This is a genomic window from Aeromonas sp. SCS5, from assembly GCF_001887375.1.
GTDB lineage: Bacteria > Pseudomonadota > Gammaproteobacteria > Enterobacterales > Aeromonadaceae > Aeromonas > Aeromonas jandaei.
The window spans coordinates 111,914-129,590 of record NZ_LFCS01000010.1 but is presented as its reverse complement, the minus strand read 5'-3'; the positions used below and the strand labels follow the sequence as shown (position 1 = coordinate 129,590).

The following is a 17,677-nucleotide window of genomic DNA, read 5'->3' as shown; positions in this document are numbered from 1 at the left end:
GCTCCTATTCCGCCTTTAACAGGGGTTGCTCTACCCCAGCAGTCCAATTCATTGCACGACTGTTCTTGCCATATGTTGCTGCAGCCTGCAGCTCAACATAACGACAAGAAGGGATAACATTCTGGCTACTGGCATCCACTTTTCGCTTGCAGACACTTTCACCACGCCGTTCCATATTGACCGTATTTCCATTAACCGAGATTGCAGAACTGGCCCCCATTGTCGCAATCTTGCTCGACAGACCAGCTTGCAATAACGCACTCTCTATCATCCCTTCAATCCGATGCTCAGCCTGCTGCAAACTGGCTGCAGCCCCCGCCATTTTGAGATCCACACCACTGGACTGCATCATCACGACAGCAATCAGGGTCAGCGGTACCAGGATGACCAAAGCCACGATCAATGCAACGCCTCTGGCTCGTCTCATTTGCCACCTCCAGCAATGGCAGCAGGGTTACGCAACGCAATGGATGTCTCCAGAAGCAATCGCCGAAAACCATCACCACTACCGGTGACCTGAATATTACCAACCTGATATGTGTTGTTATTTACATATTTTGATGAAGCTTGCAGAGAGCGCACAAGAATAAACAGACGGGCAGCAATGACCCGTCCTTCATTCCATTCATTACTGGCAACAGAACTGATTGACACATATTTGTCTATTCGCCCATCCTGAACTGGACTGGTATCTACACCGTATAGCAAAGTTATTTTTTCTATACCTTGCGCCAGTGCGCCAGATATATCCCATGATCCATCGTTGGCAGTCAGCATTCGCTTGTGTAATTCAGGGACTCCACTGTTATCCACAATATGGTAGATGTAATGCTGGTACTCCCATAACTGTCTATTTGGCATAGCAGTATTATCAGGAGGGGCTTCGTTGCCGCGAAATATAACAGCAGACTGAGGCGTCGTTGCCATATAGAATCTATTTGCAGAGAGTGCACTGTCTGCCAAGGGGAAACCTATCAACCGCTTGATGCTGATGATGTCTGAATTCGCAACCCTGTTGGCCGATGCAATACAGCTGAAAGCATTGCCTGTGATCAGCTTGTTGGCATCAATATGTGTCGCCCATACACCACGTACTGGTGCGGATGCTGATGGGAAACTTCCTTCACCACGCTCATCCAAGCAATCTTTGCTGGAGGTAATAACAGCACCAGAAGTTATCGTTACCCCTGAGTTCAGCTGCATCGGCATACCGGTATAATCGCCCCAAAAACCGGCCCACTTGAGATCCTGGGCTATCAGACGCATCGCCAATCGCCCATTTTCCTGCAACTCACTCTGGTCAAACGCATCTTCAGAAGTCGTTCTGGAAGCAACGAACACACTCAGCACACCACCTAGCAGAAAAACACCGATCACCATAGCAATCAGCCATTCCACCAAGGTAAAGCCACGGTTATTCATAAGGTGGTCGTCAATACGTATTGACGCCTCGTCAAGTCGACCCCGGATATGCCGCAAGCATTGGTTGTAACTGATGCGATAGCACTTGAACCATCATGGGAAGCCTTGCGACCAGCCCAGAAAATGGCCACGGTCAGCGAGTCACTCGCCCCCTTGATGATGCAACCGACAGGATTGTTGAGCGTGGAGCCGGCACCCGATGCGGCACTACCTATCAAGGACTGACGCCAATAGTAGAGATCGAGCGCCAGCATATTGGCATCACTGCAGTTGCTCATGGTGCCATCAGCATTGGCACAGGATGGTAGCGATGATGTACTCGAACTGACGATCCAGGTATTACTGGCTTGCACCTCCCAGATAGCTCGATTGACCTTGATCCGCTCCACCATGTCGTTTGCCAGCCAGCTGGCTATGGTGCGTTGTCGCGCCTCATATCCTGCGAATTTGGATTGCGCCTGCATGGCGACCAGTCCCAGCAGACCAAAAGAGAGCACAACAGCAGCAATCATCACTTCAAGCAAGCTGAAACCGGAGGGCACACTATCAAAACCAGTGCGTTTCATGACCTAGTTCCAGCAATCATTGTTGGTTGCATTGCTGATATTTTTTGCGCTCTTGGTGCCATTTTGATCGACAGAGAAAATAATGCAGTCTCGGTCAGAGCCCTGTGCACCAGAGGCAGTCGCAGTCAGGGTATAGGTATTAGCGGCAGCAGAAATAACCAGATGGTAAAAACCGGAATCTGAATTGTCAGAGATATTGAGTGCCGACGCCGAAGAGGCGTACTGATTGAAGTCCATAAAATAGCTCTCTTGCCGGTTGGCGGCATCAAGCAGCATCTTTTTTGCATCGACACGATGACTGGTCAGCAAATATTGCTGATAAGCGGGATAAGCGATGGTGCCAAGGATCGCCACAATGGCGACAACAACCATCAACTCAATGAGAGAAAAGCCACGAAAGTATCCAATCATATCCCATCCTTGGTGACAGACTGCTTCATAAGTTTAACGCCGAGCCTGTCACTAGAACAAACCCGGCGTCAATATCATTGCACTTTATTCTTAAGCCTTGCTGGCGTCACTCAAATGATTCTAAGTTCCGGCGGTACTTCAAACACCACGTTCTCTTCGCGACCGGGATGCTCGGCGACCACCTTGCCACCCAGCTCGCGCAGGCGAGTAATGACGGATTGCACCAGCACCTCGGGGGCAGAGGCTCCGGCAGTCACGCCAATAGCCTTGACCCCTGCCAGCCAGCCGGCCTCGATCATGGAGGCGTCGTCGATAAGGTAGGCCTTGGCACCTACTTTCTCGGCAAGCTCCCGCAGACGGTTGGAGTTGGAGGAGTTACGTGACCCCACCACCAGCATGGCTTCCACCAGCCCCGCCATCTCCCGCACCGCATCCTGGCGGTTCTGGGTGGCGTAGCAGATGTCATCCTTGCGCGGCCCCTGAATGTTGGGGAAGTGCTTGCGCAGCGCATCGATGACATCCGAGGTCTCATCCACGCTCAGGGTGGTCTGGGTGACGAAACAGAGGTCATCCGGGTTCTTCACCTTGAGTTTGGCCACATCTTCCGGCGTCTCCACCAGATACATGCCACCCTCACGGTTCTCGTACTGACCCATGGTGCCGATCACCTCGGGGTGGCCGGCATGACCGATAAGCACGGCTTCGGAGCCCTTGCGACTGGCACGATGGACTTCCATATGCACCTTGGTCACCAGCGGACAGGTTGCATCGAATACCTTGAGGGCGCGGGACTTGGCCATCTCGCGCACCGCCTTGGAGACGCCGTGGGCGGAGAAGATAACAATGCTGTCATCCGGTACCTCGTCCAGCTCTTCGACGAAGACGGCACCCGCATCTTTCAGCTTGTTCACCACATAGCGGTTATGTACCACTTCGTGACGAACATAGATGGGAGCACCGAACTTCTCCAGCGCACTCTCGACGATGCTGATGGCACGGTCGACACCGGCGCAGAAGCCACGGGGGTTAGCCAGCAGAATATCCATCAGTGAACCTTCTCCTCGTCATCAACCCCCAGGATCTCCACCTCGAAGGTAACGGTGTGACCGGCCAGGGGGTGGTTGAAATCGACCGTGACCGACATCCCTTCCACCGCCCGGATGATCCCCGGCAGCTCGCTGCCGTTGGGCTGGTCGAACAGGATGATGGTACCGACCTTGGGCTCTACATCGGCGCCAAACTTGGCGCGATCCAGATGGTAGATGTTGTCGGGGTTGGAGAGACCAAAGGCCTCTTCCGGCGCCAGAGTAAAACTCTTGCTCTCCCCTTCGCTCAGCCCCAGCAGACACTGCTCGAAGGTGGGAGTCAGGCTGCCATCGCCCATCCGCAGGCGGGCAGGTTTGCCGTGCAGTGCAGTGCTGTCGGCAACCGAGCCATCTTCCAGCTTGATGGAGAAGTGGAACAGCACGCTGCTGTTAGCGGTGATCTGCTGGCTCATGCCTGCTCCTTTTTCTCACCACGGAAACCGTCCAGCACGATCATGGCGGCCCCGATAAAGATAAAGCTGTCAGCCAGATTGAATGCCGGCCAGTGCGCACGCTGCCAGTAGAAGTCGAGGAAATCGACCACATGGCCCAACACCAGTCGATCAAAGACGTTGCCGAGGGCGCCGCCGATGATGAGTGAATAGGCGATACCGCTCCAACGCTGGGTCACCGACTGCTTGCGCAGCCAGTGGATCAGCAATCCACAGATGGCAAAAGCCAGCACCGCGAAGAACCAGCGCTGCCAGCCCCCCTGATCAGCCAGAAAGCTGAATGCGGCGCCCTTGTTGTAGACGTGAACCAGATTGAAGAAGGGGGTGATCTCCACCCCCGGGTAACCAAATGGCAGCAACTTGACCACGGCGAGCTTGCTCGCCTGGTCCAGTACAAAGGCCAGCACTGCCAGCCACAGCCAACGCAGGCCGCTTTTATGTTGAGTCATCTTCATCAGGCAAATTGACGAGTTTCGCCGTCACCCTCAACGTTGGTCACACAGCGACCACAGATCTCTTCGTGACCCGCGATGGTGCCCACATCTTCTACATGGTGCCAGCAGCGGTCGCACTTGGCGGCGGCAGACTGGGCCACGCTCAACCAAAGGTCATCACGCTCGGTCCCGGTGCAGTCGTGACCAATGATTTTGAATCGGCCACCCTCAAGTTTGACAATCCCACCGACCCCACCGAAGTCCATTGACATATTTAATCGTTCAATTTGTGTGGCACTTAATTGATTAATTACTTCTGCGGATCTCTCTTTATCTTCATTATCAAGAGCATGTAGTGAAACATTTTGGTCAACCCGCTCAACCATTGCTTTAGAGGTGATAAGTACAAAGCGCAGCTCATCTCCCAACTGACCGAGCTGCTCTGCCAATCTAGGCCTTGCATACAAAGTGACCTCTGCCTGTAAGGATCCGCCGATGCGCTTCTCGCTACGGGCAGCTTCCAACGCTTTGTTCACTTCAGCCCGCACGCTAAGAATCGTGCTCCAGAATCCGTTGTCGGTTTTATTTTCACCAGCGCTCAGTTCGAGCTTGTCAGGGAATTGATACCATTCTTCAGTAAAGACAAACTCGCCACGCTCACCCGGCAGCAGTGCCCAGATTTCGTCAGCGGTGAAGCTCATGATCGGCGCCATCCAGCGCACCATGGCTTCGGCGATGTGATAGAGCGCGGTCTGGCAAGAGAGACGGGCCTGGCTGTCGGCCTTGGCGGTGTACTGACGGTCTTTGATGATGTCCAGATAGAAGGAACCCATCTCGACCGAACAGAACTGCATCAAAAGCTGAGTTACGCCATGGAAGTTATATGACTTGTAAGCCTCTTTAATTGCCTTCTGAACATCTTTGGCACGACCAATAGCCCAACGATCCAGCTCCACCATTTGTGAAGGCTCACGAACCATGTCGGTCGCCGGATTGAAGCCGTTCAGGTTGGCCAGCAGGAAGCGGGCAGTGTTGCGAATACGACGATAAGCATCGGCAGAGCGCTTGAGGATCTCGTCGGAGACAGTCATCTCGCCGGTGTAGTCAGTGCTCGCTACCCACAGACGCAGGATGTCGGCACCCAGCTTGTTCATTACGTCTTGCGGGCTCACCACGTTGCCGATGGACTTGGACATCTTGCGACCCTGACCATCCACGGTGAAGCCGTGAGTCAGCACCTGGTTGTAGGGAGCCTTGTCTTTCATGGCCACGCCGATCATCAGGGAGGACATGAACCAGCCACGGTGCTGGTCAGAACCTTCCAGATACATGTCGGCCGGCTTGCCGTTGAACTCGGGACGGGCATCGACCACGGATGCGTGGGTAGAACCGGAGTCAAACCAGACGTCGAGAGTGTCAGGCACTTTCTCGTAGTTGTCGGCATCGGCGCCCAGCAGCTCGGCCTTGTCCAGATCCCACCAGGCCTGGATACCGGACTGCTCGACCCGCTTGGCCACCTCTTCCATCAGGCGGACAGATTCCGGATGCAGTGCCTGAGTCTCCTTGTGAACGAACAGGGAGATGGGCACACCCCAGGTACGCTGACGGGAGATACACCAGTCCGGACGGTTCTCGACCATCGCCTGAATGCGGTTTTTACCCCAGGCCGGCACCCAGCCGCTCTGACCGTGCTGGGCAATGCCCTCTTTCTCGATACGCTCGATCTCTTCCAGCGCACGCTTGCGCAGACCCTTCTGCTCCATGCTGATGAACCACTGCGGGGTGGCACGGAAGATGATCGGGGTCTTGTGACGCCAGCAGTGCGGATAGGAGTGGTTGAACACCTTGTGGTGCAGCAGGGCACCACGCTCGGTCAACACCTCGACAACAGCTGCGTTGGCCTTGAATACGTGCTGGCCGGCAAACAGTTCGGTATCCGGCAGATAGACGCCGTTGCTGCCAACCGGGTTGGCCACTTCCAGACCGTACTTCTGACCGACCACGAAGTCTTCCTGACCGTGGCCAGGGGCGGTGTGAACAGCACCGGTACCGGCATCCAGAGTAACGTGATCGCCCAGTACCACCGGCACATCGAAGCTGTAGAAGGGGTGGTTGAAGCGCAGCAGCTCAAGAGCGGCACCCTTGGCGTAGCCCAGGTTGTGGTAGTGCTCGATACCGGCGCGATCCATCACGTCCTTGACCAGCTCGGCGGCCAGGATCAGACGCTCGGGGTTCTCCCCTTCAACCTGCACCAGTGCGTAGTCCAGATCGGCGTGCATGGCGATGGCGCGGTTGGCCGGCAGGGTCCACGGGGTAGTGGTCCAGATCACGGCAGAGAGTGTGCCTTTGCCGGTGTGGCCTTCGGCGCAGTCAAACTTGGCGGCAACGGCGGCCTCGTCAACGGCCTTGAAGCGCACGTCGATAGAGGGGGAGTTCTTGTCGTAGTACTCAACTTCGGCTTCAGCCAGCGCGGAGCCGCAATCGGTACACCAGTGCACCGGCTTGGAGCCTTTGTGCAGGTGACCGTTTTCAACGATCTTGGCCATGGCGCGGATGATGTTGGCTTCGGTGCCAAAATCCATGGTCAGGTAGGGGTGTTCCCAGTCACCCAGCACGCCCAGACGGATGAAGTCGGTCTTCTGCGCTTCGATCTGGGTCTTGGCGTATTTGCGGCACTCGGCGCGGAATTCGGCAGCGGAAACCTTCTCGCCCGGCTTGCCGACCATGCCTTCCACTTTCAGTTCGATAGGCAGACCGTGGCAATCCCAACCCGGCACATAGGGGGAATCGAAACCGGAGAGGCCTTTGGACTTGATGATGATGTCTTTGAGGATCTTGTTGACCGAGTGACCGATGTGAATGTTGCCGTTCGCATAGGGGGGGCCATCGTGCAGAATGAAAGAAGGCTTGCCCGCTTTAGCGCGGCGAATAGCGCCGTAGAGATCCTGATCGTACCAACGTTTCAGCATGTTGGGTTCGCGCTTGGCCAGATCGCCACGCATCGGAAACTCGGTTTCCGGAAGATTCAGGGTGTGTTTATAGTCGCTCATCAGTCCTGGGTTCCCTTCTTTTCTAAAAGAGTGCTGGGTAAATGAAATTGCGGCAGCCCGAACCAGGCTCGGGCCGCCAGGGCATCTCGTTCGATCTGCTCTTTCAAGGCAGAGAAAGAGTCAAATTTCTGCTCTTCGCGCAGCTTGTGGCGAAGCAGCACCTTGACCTGTTGACCGTAAAGGTCACCAGAAAAATCAAACAGATGTACTTCCAATCTGGCTTGTGTACCGCTCAAGGTCGGCCGTACACCCACATTGGCTACACCGGGGAAGGTCTTGCCGGAACATATCACTTCCACCGCAAACACGCCACCGACCGGGATTACCTGACGCTTGAGGGCCAGATTGGCGGTGGGAAAACCTATGGTGCGCCCCAGCTTGTCGCCGTGGGCCACCCGGCCGCTGATGGCATAAGGACGGCCGAGCATCAGCTCAACCTCCGCCATCCGGCCCGCCTTGAGCGCCTCGCGCACCAGCGTGCTGCTGACCCGCTGACGGGATAGCTGGAAGCTCTGGGTGCTGATCACCTCGAAACCGAAGCGTTGGCCCGCCGCCTCCAGCAGGTGGAAGTCCCCTTCCCGCCCCTTGCCGAAGCGAAAATCGTCGCCGACCACCAGATAGCGCACGCCAAGCTTCTCGACCAGCAGCTGCTCGATGAAGGTGGCAGCCGCCTGACTGGCAAAGCGGTGGCTGAAGCGCACGCAGAGCATGCGGTCGATCTGCAACCCCTTGAGCGCTTCATACTTCTCGCGCAAGCGGCTCAGGCGTGCCGGCGCCTCGCTACCGGCAAACAGCTCCAGCGGCTGCGGCTCGAACAGCATGACGCAGGCGGGCAATCCCAGCTGGGCCGCTTTCTCCCTGAGACGTGCCAGTACCGCATGGTGACCCTGATGAACCCCATCAAAGTTGCCAATGGTCAATACACATCCCCGGTGACGGGGCTTGAGATTGTGAATACCGCGAATAAGCTCCATCGCTGCCTTGTGCGTTGCTGCTGTCGAAATCGCCGGATTATATATCAGGCGGCCATCAGGGTCAGCCCTGTTGCGGCCCCGATTTCAGCTCTCGGGGCCGAAATACCAACTCACTTGGCGCCTTCAAGCCTCGGATATGGATCAATCTTCACGACCCGCTCTCAGATCTCTTGGCCGGATCCCCAGTGCCAACAGCACACCTGCATAAATGGCACCACCCAGCACCAGCAACATGGTCAGCTGCAGGCTCGCCTTGCCCATGCTCCATGCTCCCCATTGGGCCAGCTCTGGCGACAGGTAGAGGAGCACGCCCCCCATCAGCAGGCTCGCCGTCAGCAACTTGAGGCAAAAGACCCCGGTGTGGCGGGAAGGCCGGTAGACGCTCTGCTGATGGAGTCCCTTGAACAGCAGGGCTGCGTTAAGCGTGCCCGAACAGGCGGTCGAGAGCGCCAGCCCCACGTAACCGAGCGGATAGATGAAGAGGAGGTTGCAGACCATGTTGGCGGCCATAGAGATCATCCCGATCCGTACCGGCGTTTTGGTGTCCTGACGGGCGTAGTAACCGGGCGCCAGCACCTTGATTAACATCAGCGACAGCAAACCGGAGGTGGATGCCAGCAAGCTGGCGCTCGACATAGTCACCTCATGCAAGCCGAACTCGCCGCGCATGAACAGCACCCGCAGGATGGGCTCACGCAGCACGGCAATCCCCACCATGGCGGGCAAACCGAGCAACATCACCATCCGCACCCCCCAGTCCATGGTGCGGGAGAAGTCAGCGGGATCGGCATCCACATGCTTCTTGGCCAATGCCGGCAGAATGACGGTACTGATGGCAACGCCGAACATGCCGAGCGGGAACTCCAGCAAGCGATCCGAGTAGTAGAGGTAGCTGATGGCACCGGTCGCCAGAAACGAGGCAAGCATGGTGTTGACCAACAGGTTGATCTGGCTGACCGATACCCCGAACAGCGCCGGGATCATCAGGGTGCGGATCTTCACGACCCCCGGATGGTGCCAACCCCACTTGGGCCACACCAGCATGTTGATCTGACGCAGGAACGGGAACTGGAACAGGAACTGTACCAGACCACCGAGGAAGACACCGATGGCCAGCGCCAGTTCGGGATCGTCCAGCCAGGGCGAGATCCACCAGGCGGCGGCGATCATGGTGATGTTGAGGAAGATAGGGGTAAAGGAGGAGACCCCGAAGCGACCGAAAGTATTGAGAATGGCTCCCGCCATGGCGGTAAAGGTGATGAACCAGAGGTAGGGGAAGGTGATTTTGAGCATCAGGCTCGCCATCTCGAACTTCTCGGCGGCCGGCCCGCCATGGAGCCAGTCCCAGAACCAGCCCCAGCCAAACAGGGCGGTCAGCACGCCGGAGCCCAGCACCCCGAGCAGGGTGACCACGGTCACTATCCCGCCGAGAGTCCCCGCCACCGCAGCCAGCAGTTCACGCACTTCACTCTCATCACCCTTTTTCCGGTACTCGGTCATCACGGGAACAAAGGCCTGGTTGAAGGCGCCTTCGGCGAACAGACGACGCAGGAAATTGGGAATGCGATTGGCAAAGAAGAAGACGTCTGCGGCAACCCCGGCACCGAGCAGATTGGCGATGACCACATCGCGCACCAAGCCCATCACACGGGATGCCAACGTCATTCCGGACACAATAATTCCGGATTTGATCAATTTCTTACTCAAGACGAGGCCTCTGGAACTGTCAGAATGAAAAGAATGCTGCTAGAATCGGCCGACAGTTTAACCGTCTCCCATCTGACACACCACCGGGGGGCGGTGTTTATTTGCACAAATCATTTGACAATATGTGGTTGGGAAGGCATATTTCCGGGCCTTTTCAATACACTCGCTAAGACAGTTTTAGGAGTTTTACCTTGGCTAACATCAAATCTGCTAAGAAGCGCGCTCTTCAGTCAGAGAAACGCCGTCAGCACAACGCCAGCCGTCGTTCCATGACCCGTACCTACCTGAAGAAAGTCATCGCTGCTATCGCCTCTGGCGACAAAGCTGCCGCGACTGCCGCTTTCGCTGTTGCTCAGCCGATCATGGATCGTATGGCGACCAAAGGCCTGATCCACAAGAACAAAGCTGCTCGTCACAAGAGCCGCCTGTCTGCCCAGATCAAAGCTATGGCTTAATCAGCTTCTGCTGATAAAAGCTGAAAAAACCGGCCTAGTGCCGGTTTTTTATTTATCTGCGCTGCAGTAAAGCCGATGCAGCAAGGTGATCATCTCGCGCACCTCGTGACTGCGCAGCGAATAGTAGACCGTCTGGGCCTCTTTTCGCGTGTTGACCAGCTCATCGCGCCGCAGCAATGCCAAATGCTGTGATAAGGCCGACTGGCTCAATCCCAACCGCTCGTTGAGCTCCCCCACCGACAGCTCCCGCTCCAGCAGATGGCACAGGATAAAGAGCCGCCGCTCGTTGGCCAGCGCCTTGAGCAGGGCAACCGCCTGACCCGCACTGGCTTCCATCTCTTCAAGTTGCATCACATCTCTCCTCTGCCAATCATCGCCGATGATACGTGGTGACGCGCCGTTTTAAAACGACAGGGACGCAGGCTGGATGGCGGAGAAGTTCTCCTCCCCGGCAAAGAGGAAGGTGAAATCACTCTCGCACACCCGTTTTACCGCCGGATGCTGGATCATCCGCTCGGCGAAGATGACGTAGTACTCCTCCATCAGATCCTGGGTCTCACCCAGCAACATCACCCCCTCTCCCTCGAGGATCTCCTCCCGATAGATGGTGGGGGCCATGAAGATACCCTGATTGAAGAAGCCAAACGCCTTCATCAGAGCCGCATCGTCAAACTCGCCAAGAATGCTGGGGGAGACCCCCTGCTGTTCAAACCACTGGGTAAGCTGGCGCCCCATTGCGGTGCGGCGCCCAGGAATAAGCAGCTTGCGCTCTTCAAGACAGGCCGGAAAAGGGAGCGATGGCAGCGGCGCCTTACAGAAGAAGCTGACACCACAGCCACCAAGTCGCTTGGAGAGCAAGCCCGCATGCTGGCTCGAATCCACCGGACAGTCGGAAAGGATCATGTCTAGCTTGTGCTCGCTCAGCTGCTCCAGCAGCAACTCGTGGGTCGATTCGAAGCAACGCAGGTGGATGGAGCCATCGTTGGGGATGACTGAGAGCAGCACACGGCTGGCAAGACGCTTGGAGAGGGCATCGGCGATGCCGACGTCGAACAGGATCTGGCTCTCCTTGCGGTAGTTGACGATATCGAGCATCTCGTAGGAGAGGCTGAACATCTTGTCGGCGTAGCGAAACACCAGCTGGCCCAGCTCGGTGGCCTCAAGGGTGCGCCCCTTGCGCTTGAGTAGCTTGCCGCCCAAACGCTGCTCCAGCAGCTTGATCTGGCCGGTCACAGTCTGCGGGGTCAAAAAAAGGGCTTCTGCCGCCTGAGTGACAGAGCCCTTCTTCTGCGTCATCCAGAAATAGTAGAGATGGTTGTAGTTAAGGTGTGACATCCGATGGGGTTCCCGCCTGGCGCGGGCTCCGGTAGCAGCTGAGTTCAACCGCCAGAATGTCATACATGTCGCTGACCGAGTCAACCTTGTTCGCGCCGAACTGCGCCATCAGGTCAGCCTTGAGCCGCGCCTTGTCGGGCTGGCGATCACCGCAGTAGCGTTTGTTGGAACGCTTGACCATCTCCCCTGCCCGGCTGCTCAGCGCCCGCTCGGAGAAGGTCTCGCCAAAGCGGGCCCTGGCCTGCTTGTCCCCCAGCAGCACGGCGCTGTCCACCACACCGTTGAGATAGGCAGAGCAGCTTGCCGAGGCGGCATCCTGCCTGCAATCCTCAAATCCGCCCGCCCATGCCAGCGGGCTTAGCAACATTACTGCCAGCCATACCTGTTTTTTCATAGTCCCTCCGCACTCTGATCCCCGTCACACTTGGGAAGAGCCAATCGCAAGGCCAGATAACCAACTACCGCCGCCAGGGTTGAGCCCACCAGAATACCGAGGCGAGAGTAGCTGCCGTAATCCAGCCCACCATGCTCGAATGCCAGCGATGCGATAAACATCGACATGGTGAAACCAATGCCGCAGAGGATGCTGACCGCAAAGATCTGCTTGAAGTTGACTCCCGGTGGCAACTGCGCCACACCCAGCTTGACCGACAACCAGCTGATGGTGAACACCCCGAGCGGCTTGCCGATAAACAGCCCCAGCATGATGCCCATGGGTACCGGGCTCAGCAGGGATGAGAGACCGATCCCCTCCAGCGATACCCCCGCGTTGGCAAAGGCAAACAGCGGCAGGATCAGGTAGGCACTCCAGGGGTGCAGGGCATGCTCCAGATGCTTGAGCGGCGAGGCATAGCGCTTGCCGTTAAGCGGGATCATAAAGCCAACCACCACGCCTGCCAGGGTCGCATGGACACCGGATTTCAGCACAGCCACCCAGAGCACCAGACCAACCAGCATGTAGAGGCTGATCCGATCCTCGCCGCGGCGGTTCATCCAGAAAAGCGTCAGGGTCGCCAGAATACCGACCGTCAATGCTGCCAGCGACAGTTGCTGGGTGTAGAACAGCGCGATGATGATGATGACACCCAGATCATCCATGATGGCCAGCGCCAGCAGGAATACCTTGAGGCTCACCGGCACCCGCTTGCCGAGCAGCGCCATCACCCCGAGGGCAAAGGCAATATCGGTCGCGGCAGGAATCGCCCAGCCAGCGCGCGCCACTTCATCCGAGTAGTTGAAGAAGGCGTAGATCAGGGCCGGAGCCAGCATACCGCCCACCGCAGCGATGGCCGGAAAGGTCGCCTGCACTCGGGATGAGAGCGCTCCTTCCAGCATCTCGCGCTTCACTTCTAGCCCGACCAGCAGGAAGAAGATCGCCATGAAGCCATCGTTGATCCAGAGCAGCAATGGCTTGTTGATGTCCAGTGCCGCAATGCGTACCTGCACCGGCGTATCGAGGAAGGCCTGGTAGCTGCCAGAGAAGCCGGAATTGGCCAATATCATTGCCAGCATGGCCGCCATGATCAGAATAATTCCGGAGGCGGCCTCCAGCTTCAGGAACTTTTTGATTACGTCGCTCATGGTTAAAATATCCACAGAATTACTTTACGTTGAGTCTATAACCGATAACAACTCTTGGAAAATCGTTTCTTACTGCTCAATACAACGAAAAAACCGAAGTAAAACCAAAACAGCTCCGCCAAAGGCATCTTTCATAGCGGTGTGGCCAGTTCTCGATTTTCAATCACAAAAATGAATATCTAACTGTTTTTAAGCATAAAAAAGGCGCCCTGGGGCGCCTTGCAATCAGATGGCGACGGGCGCCTTGATGCCGGGATGGGGGTCGTAACCCTCTATCTCGAAATCCTCGAACTTGTAATCGAAGATGGAGTCCGGCTTGCGCTTGATCACCAGAGTTGGCAGCGGACGCGGCTCACGGGTGAGCTGCAGTGCAGTCTGCTCCATGTGATTGGAGTAGAGGTGCACATCACCGCCGGTCCAGACAAAGTCGCCCACTTCCAGACCACACTGCTGGGCCATCATATGGGTCAGCAAAGCATAGCTGGCAATGTTGAACGGCAGGCCGAGGAACACGTCACAGCTGCGCTGGTAGAGCTGGCAGGAGAGCTTGCCGTCCGCCACATAGAACTGGAAGAAGGCATGGCAGGGCGCCAGCGCCATCTTGTCCAACTCGCCCACGTTCCAGGCGGAGACGATGATGCGGCGCGAATCCGGGTTGTGCTTGATGTCGTCCACCGCTTTCTGGATCTGATCCACCACGCCACCGTCGGCGGTCGGCCAAGAGCGCCACTGGGCGCCATAAACCGGTCCCAGATCGCCGTTCTCGTCGGCCCACTCATCCCAGATGCTGACGCCGTTCTCTTTCAGATAGGCGGTGTTGGTGTCGCCATTGAGGAACCAGAGCAGCTCATGAATGATGGAGCGCAGGTGGCACTTCTTGGTGGTCACCAGCGGAAAACCTTCCGCCAGATTGAAGCGCATCTGATGACCAAACAGAGAGACGGTGCCGGTACCGGTGCGATCGGACTTGACGGTCCCCTCGTCCAGGATCTTCTGCATCAAGTCGAGATAGGCTCTCATTGCTTTGCCTCCTTCACGGCGTTACCGAACAGCTGCGGGCGCTTGTAGGCAACCCAAATCATCAGGGCACCGATGAAGATCATCGGGGTGGAGAGGATCTGACCCATGCTGATCTCGTTGAAATAGAGGCCCAGCTGGCTGTCTGGCTGGCGGACAAACTCCACCAGGAAGCGGAACAGGCCGTAGAACAGCAGGAACATACCGGAGATGGCACCGCGCGGCGGGTTCTTGCGCCAGAACAGGTTGAGGATGATGAACAGCACCACCCCTTCCAGCGCGAACTGGTAGAGCTGGGAGGGATGACGCGGCTCGGGGCCGGCCTCCGGGAAGATGATGGCCCAGGGCACATCGGTGATCCGGCCCCACAACTCACCGTTGAGGAAGTTGCCGATACGGCCGACGCCGAGGCCAAACGGAATAAGCGGTGCCACAAAGTCGGCCACGGTGAAGAAGTGGCGCTTGGTCTTGTGGGCAAACCAGATCATGGCAGTGATCACCCCGATCAGACCGCCGTGGAACGACATGCCGCCGGTCCAGATCTTGAACAGGTAGGTCGGATCCGCTAGGAAGAGATCGAAGTTGTAGAAAAGTACGTAACCGACACGGCCACCGAGGATCACCCCGAGGAAGCCGTAGAAGAGCAGGTCAGAGACCTCGTTGCGTGTCCAGCCGCTGTTCGGCGCATCGGCGCGACGGCCAGCCAGCCACATGGCAAATGCAAAACCGAACAGGTACATGAGACCATACCAGCGTACCGATAGTGGTCCCAAACTGAATGCTACGGGATCAATCTGCGAGAAAACCCAATATCCATCGTGCTGCATAAGCGGCCCCAGTCATAAGAAAAGCCGCATTTTCCGATCATTCGCCAGCAGGGACAAGGCATGTTTATCAATCAACCGATTTTCGGTTTGTGACCCGCGCGCAGCAAGCCCCCCAAACCGTGCTCTTCCAGATAGCGGGCAAACAAGCCGCGCAGCACGTGCGGATTGTCGTGCTTGAGACCATCGGCCAGCAGCTCGGTCAGCTCACTCAGGGTCGATTGGCGCAGCACGTACTTGATCCGGGCGATGTTGTGGGTATTCATACTGAAGCGGCGATAGCCCATGGCCAGCAGCAACAGCACACCGACCGGATCACCAGCCAGCTCGCCGCAGACCGAGACCGGCTTCTGATAGCGGTTGGAGGCATCGACCAGCAGTTGCAACGCGCGGATCACCGCCGGATGGAACGCATCGTAGATGTTGGCGACGCGGGAATTGTTGCGATCCACAGCCAGCAGGTACTGGGTCAGGTCGTTGCTGCCCACCGACCAGAAGTCGATGAGCGGCGCCATCTCCGGCAGGATGTAGAGGGCGGAAGGCACCTCGATCATCACCCCGAGGCTGGGGTAACGGATCTCGGCATTGCGGCTGGCAGCCTCTTCCGATACTTCGCGCCACGCCTGATCCAGCAGACGGCGGGACGCCTTGATTTCACTGACACTGCTGATCATCGGCAGCATGATGGCCAGATTGTCGAGCCCTTCGCTGGCCCGCAACATCGCCTTGAGCTGCACCAGAAACAGTTCGGGGTGATCCAGGGTGAGCCGGATCCCCCGCCAGCCAAGGAAGGGATTTTCCTCGACGATGGGGAAATAGGGCAACTGCTTGTCACCGCCTACATCCAGCGTCCGCATGCAGACCGGCCGGTTGCGATAGGTCTCGAGAATGCCGCGATAGCGGGCAGTCTGCTCCCACTCGGAGGGGAAGCTGTCTTGCAGCATGAAGGGAATTTCGGTGCGATAGAGACCGACCCCGTCCGCCAGATGATTGAGAGAGATCTCGGTATCGGCGCTGAGCCCGGCGTTGAGCAGCAGGGAGACCTTGGTACCGTCCGCCGTCTCCGAAGGCTGGTTGTCGACACTGCGCACCAGACTGTCGAGTGCCCGCTCTTCACTCAGCAGCTGGCGATACTCGGTCAGGATCACCTGATTGGGTTCGATGAAGAGATCGCCGCTATAGCCATCGACAACCAGCATGCGGCCACCGATATCACCGAGCGGCAGATCCACCCCCATGATGGCGGCCACCCCCATGGCGCGGGCCAGAATGGCGGCGTGGGAGTTGGTCCCCCCCTTGAGCGAGACAACCCCGGTCAGGTATTCGCGGGGGACTTCCGCCAGAATGGTGGCAGTCACCTCGTCGGCGACCAGCACCACGGGCTCACCGATGGAAATATGCTCCGGCTCGTTCTGCACCAACCGACTGATGAGGCGTTGGGCGATATCCTTCACATCGGTGGAACGCTCCTGCAGGTAGGGATCCTTCATCCCCTTGAACTGCTCGATGAGGCGATCGCTGACCAGCTTGACGGCGGAGACCGCGGTCCAGTGCTCCTTGCTCACCTTGTTGCGGATCGGCTTGATATAGCCGGGATCGGCTAGCAAATGGAGATAGATGTCGAAGATGGCGACAGAATCCTCGCTGTAACTCTCGCGAAAGCGCAGCGCCAGGCTCTCCAGATCGTGACGGACCTCTTCTACCGCCAACTCCAGCCGTTCCAGCTGGCCGGCATGATCCTCATCCTTGCGCGGAGTGATGGAAGAGAGCGCCTTGCGCGGCCGCCACACCCAAGCCTTGGCCATAGCGATGCCGCTGGCACCGGCAATACCGCGCAGCGGCTTGCTCCAGTCAGTCTTCTGCAGCCACCCCTTGGCTTGCGCCTGAGCGATATGCGCTGCCAGCTGGGCCGCCAGCGTGACCATGAAGGACTCTTCCCCCTCATCGAAACGGCGGCTCTCTTTTTGCTGCACCACCAGAATGCCGACCACCTGACGCTGGTGCATGATGGGGGCGCCCAGAAATGAGCGAAACGCCTCTTCGGCGACATCTGGCAGGAATTTAAAGCTGGGGTGTGCAGGGGCATCGGCCAGGTTGATCAGCTCTTCCCGCTGACCGACCAGACCGACGATACCCTGCTCGAAGGGCAGAGTGACCTTGCCGACCGCCGAAGGGGCAAGACCATCGGTCGCCGCCAGCCGGTAGCGGCGCATCTCGGGTTCCGAAACGTAGACAGAGCAGCAGTCCACCACCATGGCGTGCCGGGTCTGGCTCACCAGTGCCTGCAAGGCCTGTTCCAGGGTGTTGGCCCCGGCCATGCTCTCGACGATACGTCTCAGTTCCGTTAACAACTAATCTGTGCTC

Annotated in this window: 18 protein-coding genes; 1 reads left to right on the top strand and 17 read right to left on the bottom strand. The window is 57.5% G+C overall.

The features are described from left to right. Positions 1-4 precede the first annotated feature (4 nt). The 10 genes from BS300_RS14525 to murJ form a co-directional block, all read right to left on the bottom strand. Complete coding sequence (locus BS300_RS14525; protein WP_041209101.1) at positions 5-427, bottom strand: PilX N-terminal domain-containing pilus assembly protein; 423 nt, start codon at positions 425-427, stop codon at positions 5-7. Next, on the bottom strand, positions 424-1,422 hold the full coding sequence (locus tag BS300_RS14520; protein ID WP_071913584.1) for a PilW family protein: 999 nt from the start codon (positions 1,420-1,422) through the stop codon (positions 424-426). The genes BS300_RS14525 and BS300_RS14520 overlap by 4 nt, the downstream gene beginning before the upstream one ends. After that, complete coding sequence (gene pilV, locus BS300_RS14515; protein WP_071913582.1) at positions 1,419-1,988, bottom strand: type IV pilus modification protein PilV; 570 nt, start codon at positions 1,986-1,988, stop codon at positions 1,419-1,421. The genes BS300_RS14520 and pilV overlap by 4 nt, the downstream gene beginning before the upstream one ends. Positions 1,989-1,991: 3 nt before the next feature. Beyond that, a complete protein-coding gene (gene tppA, locus BS300_RS14510) occupies positions 1,992-2,399 on the bottom strand; it encodes a type IVa pilus pseudopilin TppA (protein ID WP_071913579.1) in 408 nt (135 codons plus the stop codon). 110 nt (positions 2,400-2,509) lie between these two features. Next, a complete protein-coding gene (gene ispH / locus BS300_RS14505; protein ID WP_041209098.1) occupies positions 2,510-3,445 on the bottom strand; it encodes a 4-hydroxy-3-methylbut-2-enyl diphosphate reductase in 936 nt (311 codons plus the stop codon). Next, on the bottom strand, positions 3,445-3,897 hold the full coding sequence (fkpB, locus tag BS300_RS14500; protein ID WP_071913577.1) for an FKBP-type peptidyl-prolyl cis-trans isomerase: 453 nt from the start codon (positions 3,895-3,897) through the stop codon (positions 3,445-3,447). Before fkpB ends, ispH begins: the two co-directional genes overlap by 1 nt. Further along, a complete protein-coding gene (gene lspA / locus BS300_RS14495; RefSeq protein WP_071913575.1) occupies positions 3,894-4,391 on the bottom strand; it encodes a signal peptidase II in 498 nt (165 codons plus the stop codon). Before lspA ends, fkpB begins: the two co-directional genes overlap by 4 nt. Then, positions 4,391-7,420, bottom strand: a complete 3,030-nt coding sequence (ileS, locus tag BS300_RS14485) for an isoleucine--tRNA ligase (RefSeq protein WP_158025285.1) — start codon at positions 7,418-7,420, stop codon at positions 4,391-4,393. The genes lspA and ileS overlap by 1 nt, the downstream gene beginning before the upstream one ends. After that, the gene (gene ribF / locus BS300_RS14480; protein WP_033114075.1) at positions 7,420-8,394 is read right to left on the bottom strand and encodes a bifunctional riboflavin kinase/FAD synthetase; all 975 of its coding nucleotides are present in this window, start codon (positions 8,392-8,394) and stop codon (positions 7,420-7,422) included. Before ribF ends, ileS begins: the two co-directional genes overlap by 1 nt. Before the next feature lie 141 nt (positions 8,395-8,535). Continuing rightward, positions 8,536-10,101: a murein biosynthesis integral membrane protein MurJ gene (gene murJ, locus BS300_RS14475; RefSeq protein WP_071913573.1), complete on the bottom strand. Its 1,566-nt coding sequence runs from the start codon at positions 10,099-10,101 to the stop codon at positions 8,536-8,538. 191 nt (positions 10,102-10,292) lie between these two features. Here murJ and rpsT point away from each other — a divergent pair, with 191 nt between their 5' ends. Continuing rightward, positions 10,293-10,556, top strand: coding sequence for a 30S ribosomal protein S20 (gene rpsT / locus BS300_RS14470; protein ID WP_005308808.1), 264 nt, complete (start codon positions 10,293-10,295; stop codon positions 10,554-10,556). A gap of 48 nt (positions 10,557-10,604) precedes the next feature. On the opposite strand, the gene BS300_RS14465 is transcribed toward rpsT, so the two are convergent. The 7 genes from BS300_RS14465 to ptsP form a co-directional block, all read right to left on the bottom strand. Next, positions 10,605-10,907 (bottom strand): metalloregulator ArsR/SmtB family transcription factor, encoded by a 303-nt coding sequence (locus BS300_RS14465; RefSeq protein WP_033114073.1) that lies wholly within the window; start codon positions 10,905-10,907, stop codon positions 10,605-10,607. A 51-nt stretch (positions 10,908-10,958) separates the two neighbouring features. Then, entirely contained in the window at positions 10,959-11,891 is a 933-nt protein-coding gene (gene nhaR, locus BS300_RS14460; RefSeq protein WP_042030739.1) for a transcriptional activator NhaR, read from the bottom strand. Next, entirely contained in the window at positions 11,878-12,285 is a 408-nt protein-coding gene (locus BS300_RS14455) for a hypothetical protein (protein WP_071913571.1), read from the bottom strand. The genes nhaR and BS300_RS14455 overlap by 14 nt, the downstream gene beginning before the upstream one ends. Further along, positions 12,282-13,472, bottom strand: a complete 1,191-nt coding sequence (gene nhaA / locus BS300_RS14450; protein ID WP_071913569.1) for a Na+/H+ antiporter NhaA — start codon at positions 13,470-13,472, stop codon at positions 12,282-12,284. Before nhaA ends, BS300_RS14455 begins: the two co-directional genes overlap by 4 nt. A gap of 225 nt (positions 13,473-13,697) precedes the next feature. Further along, positions 13,698-14,492: a thymidylate synthase gene (gene thyA / locus BS300_RS14445; RefSeq protein WP_033114069.1), complete on the bottom strand. Its 795-nt coding sequence runs from the start codon at positions 14,490-14,492 to the stop codon at positions 13,698-13,700. Then, entirely contained in the window at positions 14,489-15,316 is an 828-nt protein-coding gene (gene lgt / locus BS300_RS14440) for a prolipoprotein diacylglyceryl transferase (protein ID WP_033114068.1), read from the bottom strand. The genes thyA and lgt overlap by 4 nt, the downstream gene beginning before the upstream one ends. Positions 15,317-15,387: 71 nt before the next feature. After that, positions 15,388-17,664, bottom strand: coding sequence for a phosphoenolpyruvate--protein phosphotransferase (ptsP, locus tag BS300_RS14435; protein ID WP_071913567.1), 2,277 nt, complete (start codon positions 17,662-17,664; stop codon positions 15,388-15,390). Positions 17,665-17,677: the final 13 nt, after the last annotated feature.

Coding starts and splice junctions, on each gene's coding strand:
- BS300_RS14525 (WP_041209101.1), bottom strand. CDS start 427: ATGAGACGAGCCAGAGGCGTTGCATTGATCGTGGCTTTGGTCATCCTG.
- BS300_RS14520 (WP_071913584.1), bottom strand. CDS start 1,422: ATGAATAACCGTGGCTTTACCTTGGTGGAATGGCTGATTGCTATGGTG.
- pilV (WP_071913582.1), bottom strand. CDS start 1,988: ATGAAACGCACTGGTTTTGATAGTGTGCCCTCCGGTTTCAGCTTGCTT.
- tppA (WP_071913579.1), bottom strand. CDS start 2,399: ATGATTGGATACTTTCGTGGCTTTTCTCTCATTGAGTTGATGGTTGTT.
- ispH (WP_041209098.1), bottom strand. CDS start 3,445: ATGGATATTCTGCTGGCTAACCCCCGTGGCTTCTGCGCCGGTGTCGAC.
- fkpB (WP_071913577.1), bottom strand. CDS start 3,897: ATGAGCCAGCAGATCACCGCTAACAGCAGCGTGCTGTTCCACTTCTCC.
- lspA (WP_071913575.1), bottom strand. CDS start 4,391: ATGAAGATGACTCAACATAAAAGCGGCCTGCGTTGGCTGTGGCTGGCA.
- ileS (WP_158025285.1), bottom strand. CDS start 7,420: ATGAGCGACTATAAACACACCCTGAATCTTCCGGAAACCGAGTTTCCG.
- ribF (WP_033114075.1), bottom strand. CDS start 8,394: ATGGAGCTTATTCGCGGTATTCACAATCTCAAGCCCCGTCACCGGGGA.
- BS300_RS14465 (WP_033114073.1), bottom strand. CDS start 10,907: ATGCAACTTGAAGAGATGGAAGCCAGTGCGGGTCAGGCGGTTGCCCTG.
- nhaR (WP_042030739.1), bottom strand. CDS start 11,891: ATGTCACACCTTAACTACAACCATCTCTACTATTTCTGGATGACGCAG.
- BS300_RS14455 (WP_071913571.1), bottom strand. CDS start 12,285: ATGAAAAAACAGGTATGGCTGGCAGTAATGTTGCTAAGCCCGCTGGCA.
- nhaA (WP_071913569.1), bottom strand. CDS start 13,472: ATGAGCGACGTAATCAAAAAGTTCCTGAAGCTGGAGGCCGCCTCCGGA.
- thyA (WP_033114069.1), bottom strand. CDS start 14,492: ATGAGAGCCTATCTCGACTTGATGCAGAAGATCCTGGACGAGGGGACC.
- lgt (WP_033114068.1), bottom strand. CDS start 15,316: ATGCAGCACGATGGATATTGGGTTTTCTCGCAGATTGATCCCGTAGCA.